Here is a 15,634-nt window from a genome sequence, read left to right as displayed (position 1 = left end):
CGCACGTGCCACGGGATCACCCCTCCACCGCGCACGATCACCACGGGCCACGGGCGCCACGGGTTACGGACCGGCGGCGTGCACCGCCCGGCGTCACCCCTCCGCGATCACGACCGCCGACGCGATCCCCGCGTCATGGCTGAGCGACACATGCCAGCTCCGTACGCCCAGTTCCGCCGCGCGTGCCGCCACCGTCCCCCGTACCCGCAGCCTCGGCCGCCCGCTCTCCTCCACGTACACCTCGGCGTCCGTCCAGTGCAGCCCGGCCGGCGCGCCCAGCGCCTTCGCCAGCGCCTCCTTGGCCGCGAAGCGCGCGGCCAGCGACGCGACCCCGCGACGTTCCCCGCTGGGCAGCAGCAACTCCCGCTCGGAGAAGAGCCGTTCGGCCAGGGCCGGTGTGCGCTCCAGCGACGCCGCGAAGCGTTCGATCTCCGCCACGTCGATCCCCACCCCGATGATCACTGTGCAGTCCTGCCTCTCACGTCACCCTTCACTTCACCGCTCACCCCACCGTTCACTTCACGGCTCACCCCACCGTTCACTCACTTCACCGCTCACTCCACCGTCACGGACTTCGCCAGGTTCCGCGGCTGGTCCACCTCATTGCCGCGCGCCGTCGCCAGCTCGCACGCGAAGACCTGCAACGGCACCGTCGAGACCAGCGGCTGAAGGAGCGTCGGCGTCACCGGGATACGGATGAGATGGTCCGCGTACGGCACCACCGCCTCGTCCCCCTCCTCCGCGATCACGATCGTCCGTGCTCCCCGCGCCCGGATCTCCTGGATGTTCGACACGATCTTGTCGTGCAGCACCGAACGCCCACGCGGCGACGGTACGACGACGACCACCGGCACATCCTCCTCGATCAGCGCGATCGGCCCGTGCTTGAGTTCCCCGGCCGCGAAGCCCTCGGCGTGCATGTACGCCAGTTCCTTCAGCTTCAGCGCGCCCTCCAGTGCCACCGGATAGCCGACGTGCCGCCCCAGGAACAGCACCGTCCGCTTGTCGGCGAGCGAGCGCGCCAGCTCCCGTACCGGCTCCATCGTCTCCAGCACGCGCTCGACCTCGTGCGAGACGCGCGACAGTTCGCGGATGACGGCGCGGATCTCGTCGCCGTACTTCGTGCCGCGCAGCTGCCCCAGATACAGCGCGACCAGATAGCAGGCGACGAGCTGCGTCAGGAACGCCTTGGTCGACGCGACGGCGACCTCGGGCCCCGCGTGGGTGTAGAGGACGGCGTCCGACTCCCTCGGGATCGTCGAGCCGTTGGTGTTGCAGATGGCGAGGACCGTGGCGCCCTGGTCGCGCGCGTGCCGCAGCGCCATCAGCGTGTCCATCGTCTCGCCGGACTGGGAGATCGCGACGACGAGGGTACGGGTGTTGAGGATCGGGTCCCGGTAGCGGAACTCGCTCGCCAGCTCCACCTCGCACGGGATACGCGTCCAGTGCTCGATGGCGTACTTCGCGATCAGCCCGGCGTGGAAGGCCGTCCCGCACGCCACGATGACGACCTTGTCGGCCGCGCGCAGCACCCGCGAGGGGATGCGCAGGTCGTCCAGCGTCAGCGAACCCTCGGCGTTGATACGCCCGAGGAGGGTGTCGGCGACGGCCTTCGGCTGCTCGGCGATCTCCTTGAGCATGAAGTAGTCGTAGCCGCCCTTCTCGGCGGCCGACGCGTCCCAGTCGATGTGGTACTCGCGTACGTTGTCGTGCGCGTCCGCGCCGTCGAAGTCGGTCACCCGCACGCCGTCCCGGCGCAGCTCCACCACCTGGTCCTGGCCCAGCTCGATCGCGGAGCGCGTATGGGCGATGAAGGCGGCGACGTCGGAGGCGAGGAACGCCTCGCCGTCGCCGACGCCCACCACGAGCGGCGAGTTGCGACGCGCGCCGACGACGACGTCCGGCTCGTCCGCGTGTACGGCGACGAGCGTGAACGCGCCCTCCAGCCGCCCGCACACCTGCCGCATCGACTCGGCCAGCTCGCCGCAGGAGGAGAACGCCTCGGCGAGCAGATGCGCCACGACCTCGGTGTCGGTCTCGGAGGCCAGGTCGTGACCGCGGTCGGTCAGCTCGGTACGCAGGGCGGCGAAGTTCTCGATGATCCCGTTGTGCACGACGGCGACGCGGCCCGCGTTGTCGGCGTGCGGATGGGCGTTGGCGTCGGTGGGGCCGCCGTGCGTGGCCCATCTGGTGTGCCCGATGCCGGTGGTACCGCCCGGCAACGGCCTCTCCACCAGCACCTTCTCCAGATTGACGAGCTTGCCCGCCTTCTTGGCCGAGGCCAGTCCGCCGTCGGCGAGGACGGCGACACCGGCCGAGTCGTAGCCCCGGTATTCGAGGCGCTTGAGACCGGCGATGACCACGTCGAGCGCCGGCTGTCCACCGACATATCCCACGATTCCGCACATGGGCGGCAGCCTACGGCGACCGGTACCGAGGTCCCGGGAGCGCTCGCGGACCGCTACTCCATGCGATGCGTCGCGCGGTACGTCACTCCGTACCTCACGGGCCACGTCGCGCGGTGGCCCGTGCGATACGTCACGCGATATGGCTTTGTCACCAAAAGCCTCTGGTGGCCGCCACCTTCGACCGCCTTCAATGGATGACCGTGACGATGAGCGCGACGCTACGCACCTTGATCACTCTGCCGCGGATGCTCCGCCACGGGGCGGCCGTCGGCGCGCATCTGCCTCCCGACGCGTCCGTCGTGCTCGATCCGCCCCCGCCCGAGCTGCGCGCCGCGCTCACCGCCGCGTACGCCGGTGACCACGCGCCCGCCAGGGACCTGCTCGCGGCGACGCGCGTCGGCGCCGAGTGGGAGCGGCGCGGCGGGTATGTGCCACGGCTCGCGGAGAGCGCGCTGCACAGCCCGGGTTGGCTGGACGCGTGGCTCGCCGAGTCCCCGCAGGATCCGGACGCCGTGCTGGTCAAGGCCGAGCACTGCGTCCAACAGGCGTGGGAGATACGGACGGGCGCCCGTGCGAGCAGTGTGGCGCGCGACCAGTTCCAGGCGTTCTTCGCGCTGCTCGACGACGCGGTCCCGGTGATCGGCGCGGCGGCCGAGCTGAATCCCACCGACCCGGTGCCGTGGCAGGTCGCGCTCACGCACGCGCGCGGGAGCCAGGCGCCGCGCGAGGTGTTCGACGCGTACTGGGCGGAGGCGACCGCCCGCGCGCCGCACCACTACGGCTGCCATGTCTCGGCGATGCAGTACCTGTGCGACAAGTGGTACGGCTCGCACGACGAGATGTTCGACTTCGCGGAGCGCGCGGCCGAGGAGGCGCTGCCCGGCTCGATGCTGAACGCGCTGCCGCTGCTGGCGGCCGTCGAGTACGACGTGGTGACCGGCGGCGGGAACGGTGGATCGGGGATCGACCGGTCCCGGATCCGCGCGGCGCTGAAGCGGGCGCAGGAGCTGTCGGAGGCGTACCCACAGGGCGATCCGGAGGTGGCCGGGGTCCGGAACCATCTGGCGCTGATGCTGGTGCTGGCGGACCGGCACGAGGAGGCGCTGGAGCAGTTCCGGGCGGTGGGGGCGCACGCCACGGAGTTTCCGTGGGCGTATCTCGGGGACGCGCGGGGCGAGTTCCTGGACTTCCGGGCGGGCGTACGGATGCATGTGGCGGCGCGGGTGCCGTTCTTCTCGCGCCCGAAGCCGCCGATGTCGTACGGGCCGGTGAATGGGTCATCGGACGCGTACGGAGCCGCCCCCGTGACCGCCGGCGCCCGCCCCTCCTCCGCCCCTTCCTCCGCCCCCTCCTCCGGTCCGCACTTCCTCGCACTCGTCGCCGCCCCGCCGCACACCGTCGCCGACGCCGCGCTGATGTGCGGCGTCCCGCTGCGCATAGCCCCGGCGCCGGGGCGGTCCTCGTACGTCGAACTCGCCGCCGACCCCGAGCCCGGCATCCGCGCCACGCTCCTCGGCGAGGACCGGCTCACGGCCGCCGCCGACAACATCACCACCGGCGAACCGTGGCCCGTGCTGGTCCTGCGGCGGACCGGCGACCGCTACGGCTTCACGCTTCTCCAGCAGGGCAGGAAGGTCGCCGACCACGACTGGGACCCGGCGGCGCCGGTCCCCGACCACGCCACCGTCTCGGCCACCGCCGGGACGCTCGCGGCGGTGTACGGCGTCGCCGACACCCGCCCGATCACCAACCTCCTGCGTGGCGCGGACGACCCGGCCCGCCGCCAGTCCGCCCTGGTCGACGCGCTCGGGCTGCCACCGGTCCCGGCCGGCTTCGGCACCCGCGACGAAGTCCTCGCCTCCCTCACCGGCGCCCAGGTACTGGCCCGCCGAGGCTTCTTCGCGGGCATCGTGGACACCCTGTCGGGCGACCGGCCCGGCCGCCCGGCGCCGGTGCGCCGACCACGCTGGTGGGTGCTGCGCGTCGCCGCGCTGCCGCTGTTCGTGCTGGTCACGGCGTACGCCTGGTGGTCACCGGACATCGGCTGGTTCCGCGCGTCCCTGTCGACGGTCGCGACCTGCTACATCACGGGCCAGCTGACGGCGGCGTGGCGACGTGGGCGACGGCAGGGTCGACGACAGAGCAGCCGGTAGAGGCCTGTTGGTGGTGCGGGCTGTACCTCGGGGACGGGGGTGTTCGCGTCCGTGACCTGGGTGGGCCGGCCGCGCCGGGGCTCCAGCACCGTGGTGGTGGTGTGTCCGAGCGGGTTGGTCACCAGCGTCCCGGTCGCCACCTCGCCGGTGGCGGGGGTGTACGCGGTGGTCGTCGTCTTGCCGTACGCGTCGGTGGCGGCGAGTGCGCGGCCGTAACGGCCGTAGCAGAGGTCGGTCTTGGCCGTGCCGCAGGTGCTGGGGACCGAGGCGGTGATGTCGTAGCCACTGCCCGTGCAGTTGATCCGCTCGGTCCTGGTGACCAGGCCCTTGGTAGGTGTCGCGCCGTGCGCGCCGTTGTCGTAGGAGAGGCGGACGTCGTCGATGACGTCGTCGGGCCGGGTGACGGCGGCCCCGCACTCCCCCGCGACCGTTTCCGTCCGGGAGACGAGATTCAGCAGCCATGTCCCGGTGTTACGGGCGTACGTGCTGGTGGTGCACTTCTCGTCACCGGTCCTGGCCGTCCGACGGACCGACGACCGACACGGGTAGCTTTCCCGCCCGCCGGGCCTTGCCGGTCTGCGGGGTGACCTCGGCCGAACCGGCCGTGGGCCAGGTGTACGAGCGTTCCGCGCCGGCGCCGTCCTGCCAGGCCACCCGGAGCTGCACCATCACCTTGTCGGCGACCTGCGGGACATTGTCGGGATCGCGCGCCTCGACGCGGAGTTGGGGCAGTTGAGCGGCGTACGTACGCGCCTCGCCCCAGCCGCACGGCCCGCCCGGAACGGTCGACATCAACTCGTGGCCGATCCGCTCCGGCGGGGAGTCGCGCACCGCGGCGACGGCGGCGACCGCCTCGCCCTGTCCGCCGGGCAGCACGCCCCAGCCCGCCACCAGCGCGGCGGCCAGCGCTCCGACCGACGCCGTCGTACTCCGCCCCCGCGACACCACGTGACCGACCCCACCCCCCACAACCACCCCCCACCCCGGACAATGGCGACGTGATCAAACCGCCTTCGTCATCGCCGTCGACGTCACGAGGCGGCCCGGGCCGTCGGGCCGAGCACGGGCCGACGCCCTTCGTCGATCTCAGCCGCGCCGAGTGGAGCGCGCTGCGCGACAAGACGCCGCTGCCGCTCACCGCCGAGGAGGTCGAGCGGCTGCGCGGGCTCGGGGATGTCATCGACCTGGACGAGGTGCGGGACGTCTATCTGCCGATCTCCCGGCTGCTCAACCTGTACGTGCAGGCCACCGGCCGGCTCCGGGGCGCGCTCAACACCTTCCTCGGGGACGCGGGCAACGGCCACGGCGCCCAGCGCGGCACCCCCTTCGTCATAGGGGTCGCGGGCAGTGTGGCCGTCGGCAAGTCGACCGTCGCGCGGCTCCTCCAGGCGCTGCTCGCCCGCTGGCCCGAGCACCCGCGCGTGGAGCGCGTGACCACCGACGGGTTCCTGCTGCCGATGAAGGAACTCCAGGCGCGCGGGCTGATGGCGAGGAAGGGCTTCCCGGAGTCGTACGACCGCCGGGCGCTGACCCGCTTCGTCGCCGACATCAAGGCCGGCAAGGACGAGGTGACCGCGCCCGTCTACTCGCATCTGAAGTACGACATCGTGCCGGGCGAGCTGCTGACCGTACGCCGCCCGGACATCCTCATCGTCGAGGGGCTCAACGTCCTCCAGCCCGCCCTCCCCGGCCAGGACGGCCGTACCCGGGTCGGGCTCGCCGACTTCTTCGACTTCAGCGTGTACGTCGACGCCCGCGCCGAGGACATCGAGAGCTGGTATCTGAACCGCTTCCGCGAGCTGCGCGAGACGGCCTTCCAGAACCCGTCCTCGTACTTCCGCAAGTACACCCAGGTCTCCGAGGAGGAGGCTCTCGACTACGCGCGCACCACCTGGCGTACCGTCAACCGTCTCAATCTGCTGGAGAACGTCGCGCCCACCCGCAGCCGTGCCACCCTGGTCGTCCGCAAGGGCGCCGACCACAAGGTCCAGCGTCTGTCACTCCGCAAGCTCTGAGCGAGCGTCTGAGAGCCACCAACCGTGCTGCATCTACGTCTGATCGTCCCCGCCGAACTGACCGACGAGGTCGTACGTACGGTGGAAGGCACCGTCGGCACCACCCACCTGGTCGTCGTCCCCGGCGCCGCCCGCGACCCGGCGGGCGATCTCGTCCTGTGCGACGTCGCGCGCGAGGCCGGCGACGGGCTCATCGCCGCGCTGTGCGCCCTCGGCATCGACAAGAGCGGTTCGATCGCCGTCGAGGACATCGAGCTGTCGCTGTCCCGGCGCGCGGAACAGGCGGAGGAGGACGCGCCGGGCGAGGGCGCCGACGCCGTGCTGTGGGACCAGTTGGCGGAGGCGACGCACGAGGAGTCCACCCTCTCCGTCACGTATCTCGCCTTCCTCACCCTCGCGACGATGATCGCCGCGTGCGGTGTGGTGCTGGACAACGCGATCCTGATCGTCGGCGCGATGGCCGTGGGGCCGGAGTTCGGCCCGCTCGCCGGGATCTGTACGGCGGTGGTACGGCGCTCCGCGCGGCTCGCCCTGCGCTCGGCCGTCGCGCTCATCGTCGGATTCGCGGCGGCGATGGTGCTGACGACCGGCTTCAGCCTGCTGATGACCGCGTTCGGCCTGTTCAGCGAGTCCATGCTGGAGGCCGACCGCCCGAACACGGCCTTCGTCTACGCCCCGGACCTGTTCTCGTTCGTGGTCGCGATCCTGGCCGGTGTGGCCGGCATGCTCTCCCTGACGTCGGCCAAGTCCGGCCTGCTGGTCGGCGTGGCCATCTCGGTCACCACCGTCCCCGCCGCCGCCAACGCCGCGGTCGCTCTCGGCTACGGGGACCTCCACCAGGTGTGGGGCTCCAGCGTCCAACTGCTCGTCAACCTGGCCGGCATCGTCCTCGCGGGGACGCTGACGCTGCTGCTCCAGAGGTTCCTGTGGAAGCGGACCCGGGGGACGCGAGGGACACGGGCGGCCTGATCCCCCGCCGGAGACCGAACCGAACTCCCGGGCGGGGTGCTCCGGTTACCTCGCCCGGCCGCCTGCCCCCCGCCCGGTATCCGGGTTCCCGTGCCCGGTAACCGGGTCGGCCATTCGGCCGACCCGCCGGACGGCCCGCGTTGGCTAGTCTCCGCGTGGTGAACGCGTTTTCCCCGCCGACCGCGGACCCGCCGAAGACCGCCGCCCCGTCTCGCCCCGCGCCCGCCCACAGGGCCCGGTCCGTCGCGCTGTACGCGGTGCTCGCCGCGGTGTGGCTCGGGGACGTGGTGTCCAGCGGGGGGCTGCGCACCCCCGACCGCGGCTGGCTGCTGCCTCTGCTGTCCGGCCCGGTGGCCGCCGTACTGCTGCAACTGCCCTACCGGTGGCTGTCCCTGGAGCGGCGCGCCTGGGCCGCGGCGTGCGGTTCGCTGGCGGTCACGGCGGTGATGGCGCTCAGGGATCTCAAGCCCGGCGGCGTCTGGGGGATGCTGGAGTCGCTGTGTCTGCTGATCCTGATCGCCCGCACCTGCCGGCAGGCCGAACGGCCGTACGCCACCGTGGCGTTGGGGATCGCGGTGCTCCTCGGCCCGCTACGGCTCAACGGCCCGGGAGCCCTGGCCGGCTCCTACTCGCTCGCCTTCGCCGTCGCCGCGATGGTCGCCATCGGCTGCTACCTCCGTGTGCAGGACCGGAATCAGGCCCGCGCGATGGACAGCGTCCGGCAGGCGGAACGGATGGAACTGGCCAGGGACCTCCACGACTTCGTCGCCCACCATGTGACCGGCATCGTCGTGCAGGCTAACGCCGGGCTGGCCGTCCGGGCGACGGCGCCGGAACACATCGAACCGATCCTGGAGAGCATCCAGAAGTCCGGTATGGAGACACTGGATTCCATGCGCCGCCTGGTGCGGGTGCTGCGGGAGGTCGACGGCACACCGCAGCGCCCCGGCGAACTGCTCGCCGAACTGGCCGGACTCGTCTCCGGCTTCGGCGGCGGCGAGGACGGCTCGGACGCCACGCTCTCGGTGACCGCCCCCGCCCGCTCGTCGCGACTCGCGCCCGAGGTGGAGCTCTCCGTGCACCGCGTGGTGCAGGAGTCACTGACCAACGCGCGGCGGCACGCCCCCGGGACGGTGGTGGCCGTACGGGTGGACACCGAGGACGGACGGCTACGGGTGGAGATCACCAACGGGCCCTCGGCCGGGCCGCCCGCACCGTCACCGGTCGGAGGCCGCGGGGGCTTCGGGATGGTGGGGCTCCAGGAGCGGGTGGCGGCGGTCGAAGGGCTGCTGGAGGCGGGCAGGACACCGGACGGCGGCTGGCGGGTCGTCGGCGTCTTCCCCGTGCTGGAGACGGCCGGATCAGCCGCCTGAGGCGCACATGGCAGGATCGGCCGGGTGAGTGACACGACGGCAGCAGACAGCACCGAGTCCTCGGTGACCCGGGTGCTCATCGCCGACGACCAGCATCTGGTCCGTACGGGATTCCGGCTGATCCTGGAGGCCCAGCCGGGCATCGAGGTGGTGGGCGAGGCGGCCGACGGTGCCACCTGCGTGGAGATGGCCAGACGGCTGCGGCCGGACGTGTGCCTCGTCGACATCAGGATGCCCGCGCTCGACGGCCTGGAAGTCACACGCATCCTGGCCGGACCCGACTCGGCCGACCGGATGCGCGTCGTCGTGATCACCACGTTCGACCAGGACGACTACGTCAGCCGGGCGCTGCTCCACGGCGCCTGCGGGTTTCTGCTGAAGGACGCCAGCCCCGCGCTGCTCGTCGAGGCGGTACGGGCCGCGCGACGCGGGGACGCGCTGATCTCCCCGGCGGTCACCGTACGGCTGCTGCGCCGCCTGGAGGTCCGGCGCGGTCCGTCCCCCTCCGGCGGCCGTGACCCGGGAGCGGCGCTGACGGCACGTGAACTGGACGTCGCGCGGCTGGTCGCGGTGGGGCGCACCAACCAGGAGATCTGCGGCGACCTGTTCCTGTCGCTCGGGACCGTCAAGACGCATCTGACGAACATCCAGTCCAAGCTGGCCGTGCGCAACCGGGTGGAGATCGCCGCGTGGGCGTGGTCGACGGGCACGGTCTCGGGGTAGTCCCGGCCTCCCGGAACGGCACGAGCCCGGTCTCCGCGGGCAGCCTCGGGGAGGAGCCCGTATCGGCCTTCCGGCCGATGGGGAACGGCCATCCGGCCGAAGTGCCGTACGGTGCCGCTGCCGCACCGTGAATGCCATGAACACCACGCCCTCCACCGCCGGGTCCGCCGACCCGGCCACCGACCCGGCCAGCGACCGGGCCACCGACCCGGCCAGCGACCGGGCCCCCGACCAAGCCGGCGACCTCGCGGCCACCGACCAGGAACCCGCCGCGCGGGCGGCACGCCGGATCACCGCGCTGGACTCGCTGCGCGGCTTCGCGCTCTGCGGCATCCTCCTGGTCAACATCCCGTATCAGCTGATGCAGATGCCCAAACGCGACGACGCCTCCCAGCTCAATCCGGTCCCCGCGCTCCTGGACCTCTTCGTCCATCAGCGGTTCTTCCCCATCTTCGCGTTCCTCTTCGGACTGAGCTTCGCGCTCTTCCTGGACAGCGCGGCCCGCCGGTCGCCCCGCCCCCGGCTGCTGCTCGTGCGCCGACTGCTGGTCCTGGGTGTGCTCGGCCTCGCGCACCAGCAGCTTCAGCCCGGGGAGGCGCTGCTTCCGTACGCGGTCTTCGGGCTGCTGATCCTGTTGCCCGCCTCATGGCTGCCCACCTGGGTGGTGCTTCCCGCGGGGCTGCTCGGGCTCGTCGCCTCGGTCACCCTCGCCGGGGGCGGGGTGTCGACCAACCCGGGGCTGCTCCTGCTCGGGCTCGCCGTCGCCCGCCTCGGTGTCGCCCGCACGCTGGACCGCCGTACCGGGCAACTCGCCGCCGTACTCGTACTGGCCGCAGTCGGCACGGTCGCCGTCAGCTGGTGGGAGCACGGCTACCCGTCCGTCGGACCGCACGCGACGCGGATCGCCGCGGCGGCCGGTCTGCTGGGCGCCGCCGCGTACGCCACCGGGCTGCTGCTCGTCCTGCGGACCCGGCTGGGCCGGCCGCTGTCGGCGGTCCTCGAACCGCTCGGCAGGATGGCGCTGACCAACTACGTCTCCGCGACGCTCGTCGTACTCGCCGCGGCCGGTCCGCTGGAGCTGCGGTACTCCTCCCGCTGGGTCACCGCCATGGCCCTGGCGGCGGCCATTCTCACCGCGCAGGCCCTCTTCGGCCGCTGGTGGCTGGCCCGCTTCCGGTACGGGCCGCTGGAATGGGTCCTGCGCTGCCTGACGTGGTGGAACGTGGTGCCGCTGCGCCGCTCGCAGCCGTGACTGCCGACAGCTGCGACTGCTGCGACTGCTGACTGCTGACTGCTGACTGCTGACTGCTGACTGCCGAGCCTGCCGTGATTGCCGTGATCAGCCCGGAGGCTGCCGGGCGAGGAAGTCGGCGAACGCCGCCGACTGCTTCGGCTCCATGTACCCCTGCCGCCCTTGCTCCGCCCGCCCCTCCAGCCAGTGGAGATCGTCCGCGAACCACAGCTCGGCGACGACCGCCCGGCCCCGCGTGAAGGTCGTACGCACTCCGTCCACGTGCACGTACCGGGTGTACGGGCCCTGCCGCTCCGGTCCCGGCGGGCGCTCCGGCGCCGCGTCCGGGAGGGGGAGCGGGGCGCCGTCGCCGCGCCGGGCCCAGTACTCCAGCTCCGCCAGCTCGGCCGCCGGGAGGAGTACGCGGAGCCGCTCGTCCTCCGTGGTGATGCCCACGCGTTCGCCGGTCTCCTCGACCAGGGCGATCAGGGCGACGAGCCGCCCGAAGTCCGCGACGACGTCGGTCAGTTGCACGGTTCTCATACGTCCCCACGTTAGCCAGGAGGTCGGGGGGCCGGAGGGCCAGGAGCACGCGCACCCGTGTCACAGGTCCGCGACAGCGCAACCGAACGGGCGGCTCGCCCTCTCTTGAAGATCGGCCGGACAGCACCGGTCGCTGCCCGTACCAGCCGAGGAGAACATCCACCATGCCCAAGACATCAGCGTCCCCGACCCGGCGTCTTCTCGGCCGGGGCACGGGACTCGTCGTGGCCGCTGTCGCACTCACCCTCGCCGCCCCCCTCCCGGCGACGGCGACGGCGACGGCCGCAGCGACCACGACGACGACGGCCGCCGCCAACCCGGTCTCCGTCCTGGCGTACACCGCCAAGGAACGCAAGGAAGCCCTCGCGTACTGGACTCCCGCCCGGATCAAGGCAGTCGGCAAGTCCGTGGACCTCGGGCCGACCGGCCCCAAGGCCAAGCCGTACAAGGGCATCGCGCTCAAGACCGTGGGCCGGCTCTTCTTCGTCAACGCGAGCGGCGCCGACACCTGGTGCACGGCCACCGCCGTCAAGAGCGCCAACCGCTCCGCCGCCATGACCGCCGCCCACTGCGTACGCCGCGGCTCCTCCCCCGGCAACACCAACACCGCGATGGTGTTCGTCCCCGGCTACCACCAGGGCAAGATGCCCTACGGCGTGTTCGCGGTCCGCACCGCCGCCACCCCCCGCACCTGGCAGAACGACTCGGTCAACGACGTGTCCGCGCTCACGGTCGACGCCGACAAGAAGGGCCGCAAGCTCACCGACGTCGTCGGCGGCCAGGCCATCGCCTTCAACCGCGCCGTCGGCGGCACCGTCTCCGCGCTCGGCTACTCCGCCACCCGCCCCCAGCGCGGCGAGGAACTTCTGCGCTGCGTCGGGAAGACGAAGAAGGAGCACGGCACGCAGGTCATCCCCTGCGACCTGACCGGCGGTGCCAGCGGCGGCCCGTGGCTGGCCGGCTTCAGCACCACCACCGGCAAGGGCACCCTGGTCTCGGTCAACGCCTCGCTCGACTCGCTGACACCGACCAAGATGTACGGGGAGATCCTGGGCACGACGGCCAAGAAGGTCTACGACCGCGCCCAGCAGGTCTGACACGGCTACGGGGGGGGGCCGGCACCCGGCCCCCCAACGCTCCTAGCCCAGCGCTGACTTCACGACATCCGCGAGCCGCCCCGCCACCGCGCGCGCCTGCTCGATGTCGGCCGCCTCCACCATCACGCGTACCAGCGGCTCCGTACCCGAGGGCCGCAGTAGCACCCGCCCCGTCGACCCGAGCTGGTGCTCGGCCTCCGCCACCGCCGTCGCCAGCTCGGCCGACGTCGTGACGCGCGACTTGTCGACGTCCGGCACATTCGTCAGGACCTGCGGCAGCCGCCGCATCACACCCGCGAGGTCGGCCAGCGAACGGCCGGTGGCCGCCACCCGCGCCGCCAGCATCAGACCGGTCAGCGTGCCGTCGCCGGTCGTCGCGTGGTCGAGGACGATGACATGCCCGGACTGCTCGCCGCCGAGCGCGTAGCCGTGCTCCTTCATCGACTCCAGTACGTAACGGTCGCCGACCGCCGTCTCCACCAGGGTGATGCCCTCACGCTCCATGGCGATCTTGAAGCCGAGGTTGGACATGACCGTCCCCACGACCGCGTCGCCGCGCAGCGTGCCCGCCTCGCGCATCGCGAGGGCCAGCACGGCGAGGATCTGGTCGCCGTCGACCTCCTCGCCCGCCGCGTCCACGGCCAGGCAGCGGTCGGCGTCGCCGTCGTGCGCGATGCCGAGGTCGGCGCCGTGCTCCACGACGGCGGCCTTCAGCAGATCCAGATGGGTCGAGCCGCAGCCGTCGTTGATGTTCAGGCCGTCCGGCTCCGCGCCGATCGTGACGATCTCCGCGCCGGCGCGCGTGAACGCCTCCGGCGATACGCGGGCGGCGGCGCCGTGCGCCTCGTCCAGGACGACCTTCAGCCCGTCGAGCCGGTTCGGCAGCACACCGATGAGGTGCGCCACGTACTGGTCGAAGCCCTCGTCGTAGTTTCGGACCCGGCCCACACCGGCGCCGGTCGGCCGCTCCCACGGGGCACCCGTCCGGTGCTCGTCGTACACGGCCTCGATCCGGTCCTCCAGCTCGTCGGCGAGCTTGTGGCCGCCGCGCGCGAAGAATTTGACGCCGTTGTCCGGCATGGCGTTGTGGCTCGCGGAGAGCATCACGCCGAGGTCGGCGCCCAGCGCACCGGTGAGATACGCCACCGCGGGGGTGGGCAGCACACCGACGCGCAGGACGTCCACGCCCGCGCTCGCGAGACCCGCCACCACGGCGGCCTCCAGGAACTCACCGGAAGCACGCGGATCACGCCCGACCACCGCCGTCGCCCGATGGCCCTCGAACGTGCCCGCCTCGGCGAGTACATGTGCCGCCGCGACCGAGAGACCGAGCGTCAGCTCCGCCGTCAGATCCGCGTTGGCGATGCCGCGCACGCCGTCCGTGCCGAAGAGTCGTCCCACAGCTGTCCCTCCGAAAATGCTCAGAAAATGCCCCGAAGAGCTTCGCCAAGATCCAAGGAGAACACGGGGATTGCCCGGTGGATCGTCCAGGGGATCAGGAAAGCTCGGAAAACGAACGCCCCGGCAGCACAGAGTGCCGCCGGGGCGAACATATGCCATACATACGCCGTGAAGCCGTAAGGGCCCTGGCGCGGTAAGGCCGAGCGAGCGTTTAGCGCTTGCTGTACTGCGGCGCCTTGCGGGCCTTCTTGAGACCGGCCTTCTTGCGCTCGACCGCGCGGTCGTCACGGCTCAGGAAGCCGGCCTTCTTCAGCGGGGCGCGGTTGTTGTCCACGTCCGCCTCGTTCAGCGAGCGGGCCACACCGAGGCGCAGCGCGCCGGCCTGGCCGGAGACGCCGCCACCCGAGATACGGGCGATGACGTCGTAGCGGTTGTCCAGCTCAAGCACCTTGAAGGGCTCGTTGACAGCCTGCTGGTGAACCTTGTTCGGGAAGTAGTCCTCGAGCGAACGCCCGTTGATCTTCCACTTGCCGGAGCCCGGCACGATGCGGACGCGGGCGATGGCGTTCTTACGACGGCCCAGGCCGGCGGCCGGCTGGGGGTCGCCGAAGCGGGAAGCCAGCGACTCGGAGGTGTACTCGCCCTCGACCGGGGTCTCCGACTCGAAGGTCGTCACCTCGGCGAAGGTCTCCTCGCCCTCGGGGGCGTCCACGGGGGTCTCTGCAGTGGTCTCGGCCACGATGTTCCTCAGATTTCTTTTCGTCTTAGGCGGTGGCCGGAATTACTGCGCGACCTGGGTGATCTCGAACGGGACCGGCTGCTGAGCGGCGTGCGGGTGCTGGTCCCCCGCGTAGACCTTCAGCTTCGAGAGCATCTGACGGCCCAGGGTGTTCTTGGGGATCATGCCCTTGATGGCCTTTTCCACGGCCTTCTCGGGGCTCTTCGCGAGCAGCTCGTCGTAGCGGACGGAACGCAGACCACCCGGGTAGCCGGAGTGGCGGTACGCCATCTTCTGGGTCTTCTTGTTGCCGGACAGGTGCACCTTGTCGGCATTGATGATGACGACGAAGTCGCCCATGTCCATGTGAGGGGCGTAGATCGGCTTGTGCTTGCCCCGGAGGAGGTTCGCTGCCGTAGTCGCCAGACGGCCCAGGACGATGTCCTGCGCGTCGATGATGTGCCACTGGCGCGTGACATCGCCGGGCTTGGGGCTGTACGTACGCACGGTCGTAGCCTTCGCTTCTTCAGTGAGTGAGTCCTGACAAGGCCACCCGGACGATCACGACAGCCCTGGCAGACATACGGGGACGCAACCCGTGCCTGCCGCTGGATCATCGGCCCGGTGGACCGGCGTAAGGGCCTCTCACGTGAGAATGAACAAGCCAATACGCATAACGAACCAGAAGGATACCCAGGGTGCGCCGTACGGGTCAAAACGAGTCCCGCCCCCAGCCCGCCCGGCGCGTGCGAAGCGAGCCCCGGGGCGGCGCCCCGAATCCCAGCCCGCCCGGCGCTTGAGGGCACGGCCGAAGGCCGTACGGGGCCCGGGGCGGAGCCCCGAAACCCAGCCCCTCCGGCGCTTGAGGAGCGGGACCCGGGGCGGCGCCCCGAATCTCAGCCCGCCCGGCGTTTGAGGGCACGGCCGAAGGCCGTACGGGGTCCGGGGCGGAGCCCCGAAACCCAGCCCCTCCGGCGCTTGAGGAGCGGGGTCCGGGGCGGAG

The 15,634-nt window shown here is 71.7% G+C and carries 15 protein-coding genes; 8 read left to right on the top strand and 7 right to left on the bottom strand.

Annotated elements, in window-relative coordinates; translation table 11 throughout:
- Nucleotides 1–93 precede the first annotated feature (93 nt).
- The gene (locus ACFYNU_RS18220) at nucleotides 94–462 is read right to left on the bottom strand and encodes a holo-ACP synthase (protein ID WP_356586814.1); all 369 of its coding nucleotides are present in this window, start codon (nucleotides 460–462) and stop codon (nucleotides 94–96) included.
- A gap of 92 nt (nucleotides 463–554) precedes the next feature.
- Nucleotides 555–2,408 (bottom strand): glutamine--fructose-6-phosphate transaminase (isomerizing), encoded by a 1,854-nt coding sequence (glmS, locus tag ACFYNU_RS18215; protein ID WP_356586812.1) that lies wholly within the window; start codon nucleotides 2,406–2,408, stop codon nucleotides 555–557.
- A 206-nt stretch (nucleotides 2,409–2,614) separates the two neighbouring features.
- On the opposite strand from glmS, the gene ACFYNU_RS18210 reads away from it, so the two are divergent.
- Both ACFYNU_RS18210 and ACFYNU_RS18205 read left to right on the top strand, forming a co-directional pair.
- Nucleotides 2,615–4,561, top strand: coding sequence for a hypothetical protein (locus ACFYNU_RS18210; protein ID WP_356586810.1), 1,947 nt, complete (start codon nucleotides 2,615–2,617; stop codon nucleotides 4,559–4,561).
- A gap of 51 nt (nucleotides 4,562–4,612) precedes the next feature.
- The gene (locus ACFYNU_RS18205) at nucleotides 4,613–4,777 is read left to right on the top strand and encodes a hypothetical protein (RefSeq protein WP_356586808.1); all 165 of its coding nucleotides are present in this window, start codon (nucleotides 4,613–4,615) and stop codon (nucleotides 4,775–4,777) included.
- Nucleotides 4,778–5,065: 288 nt separating this feature from the next.
- Here ACFYNU_RS18205 and ACFYNU_RS18200 read toward each other — a convergent pair whose 3' ends face one another.
- Complete coding sequence (locus ACFYNU_RS18200) at nucleotides 5,066–5,509, bottom strand: hypothetical protein (protein WP_388766663.1); 444 nt, start codon at nucleotides 5,507–5,509, stop codon at nucleotides 5,066–5,068.
- 50 nt (nucleotides 5,510–5,559) lie between these two features.
- On the opposite strand from ACFYNU_RS18200, the gene coaA reads away from it, so the two are divergent.
- The 5 genes from coaA to ACFYNU_RS18175 all read left to right on the top strand — a co-directional run bounded on the left by coaA (nucleotide 5,560) and on the right by ACFYNU_RS18175 (nucleotide 10,893).
- On the top strand, nucleotides 5,560–6,576 hold the full coding sequence (coaA, locus tag ACFYNU_RS18195; protein WP_388766660.1) for a type I pantothenate kinase: 1,017 nt from the start codon (nucleotides 5,560–5,562) through the stop codon (nucleotides 6,574–6,576).
- Nucleotides 6,577–6,600: 24 nt separating this feature from the next.
- Complete coding sequence (locus tag ACFYNU_RS18190; RefSeq protein WP_356586804.1) at nucleotides 6,601–7,545, top strand: DUF389 domain-containing protein; 945 nt, start codon at nucleotides 6,601–6,603, stop codon at nucleotides 7,543–7,545.
- 158 nt (nucleotides 7,546–7,703) lie between these two features.
- Nucleotides 7,704–8,918, top strand: a complete 1,215-nt coding sequence (locus tag ACFYNU_RS18185) for a histidine kinase (protein ID WP_356586802.1) — start codon at nucleotides 7,704–7,706, stop codon at nucleotides 8,916–8,918.
- A 24-nt stretch (nucleotides 8,919–8,942) separates the two neighbouring features.
- Nucleotides 8,943–9,641 (top strand): response regulator transcription factor, encoded by a 699-nt coding sequence (locus ACFYNU_RS18180; RefSeq protein WP_356586800.1) that lies wholly within the window; start codon nucleotides 8,943–8,945, stop codon nucleotides 9,639–9,641.
- Nucleotides 9,642–9,777: 136 nt separating this feature from the next.
- Nucleotides 9,778–10,893 (top strand): DUF418 domain-containing protein, encoded by a 1,116-nt coding sequence (locus ACFYNU_RS18175; protein ID WP_356586798.1) that lies wholly within the window; start codon nucleotides 9,778–9,780, stop codon nucleotides 10,891–10,893.
- 87 nt (nucleotides 10,894–10,980) lie between these two features.
- Here the strand turns inward: ACFYNU_RS18175 and ACFYNU_RS18170 are convergent, their stop codons facing one another.
- Nucleotides 10,981–11,415, bottom strand: a complete 435-nt coding sequence (locus tag ACFYNU_RS18170) for a type II toxin-antitoxin system Phd/YefM family antitoxin (RefSeq protein ID WP_356586796.1) — start codon at nucleotides 11,413–11,415, stop codon at nucleotides 10,981–10,983.
- 164 nt (nucleotides 11,416–11,579) lie between these two features.
- On the opposite strand from ACFYNU_RS18170, the gene ACFYNU_RS18165 reads away from it, so the two are divergent.
- The gene (locus ACFYNU_RS18165; protein ID WP_356586794.1) at nucleotides 11,580–12,512 is read left to right on the top strand and encodes a peptidase; all 933 of its coding nucleotides are present in this window, start codon (nucleotides 11,580–11,582) and stop codon (nucleotides 12,510–12,512) included.
- A 42-nt stretch (nucleotides 12,513–12,554) separates the two neighbouring features.
- On the opposite strand, the gene glmM is transcribed toward ACFYNU_RS18165, so the two are convergent.
- From glmM to rplM, 3 genes are all read right to left on the bottom strand, one after another.
- A complete protein-coding gene (gene glmM / locus ACFYNU_RS18160; RefSeq protein ID WP_356586792.1) occupies nucleotides 12,555–13,913 on the bottom strand; it encodes a phosphoglucosamine mutase in 1,359 nt (452 codons plus the stop codon).
- A 211-nt stretch (nucleotides 13,914–14,124) separates the two neighbouring features.
- Nucleotides 14,125–14,652: a 30S ribosomal protein S9 gene (rpsI, locus tag ACFYNU_RS18155; RefSeq protein WP_189107637.1), complete on the bottom strand. Its 528-nt coding sequence runs from the start codon at nucleotides 14,650–14,652 to the stop codon at nucleotides 14,125–14,127.
- Nucleotides 14,653–14,694: 42 nt separating this feature from the next.
- A complete protein-coding gene (gene rplM, locus ACFYNU_RS18150; RefSeq protein WP_147874332.1) occupies nucleotides 14,695–15,138 on the bottom strand; it encodes a 50S ribosomal protein L13 in 444 nt (147 codons plus the stop codon).
- Between the last annotated feature and the right edge of the window lie 496 nt (nucleotides 15,139–15,634).

This window comes from Streptomyces sp. NPDC006643, assembly GCF_042870175.1.
In the GTDB taxonomy this organism is placed as follows: Bacteria; Actinomycetota; Actinomycetes; order Streptomycetales; family Streptomycetaceae; genus Streptomyces.
Note: the sequence above shows the minus strand (reverse complement) of the source record. Positions and strands in the feature narration are given on the sequence as shown.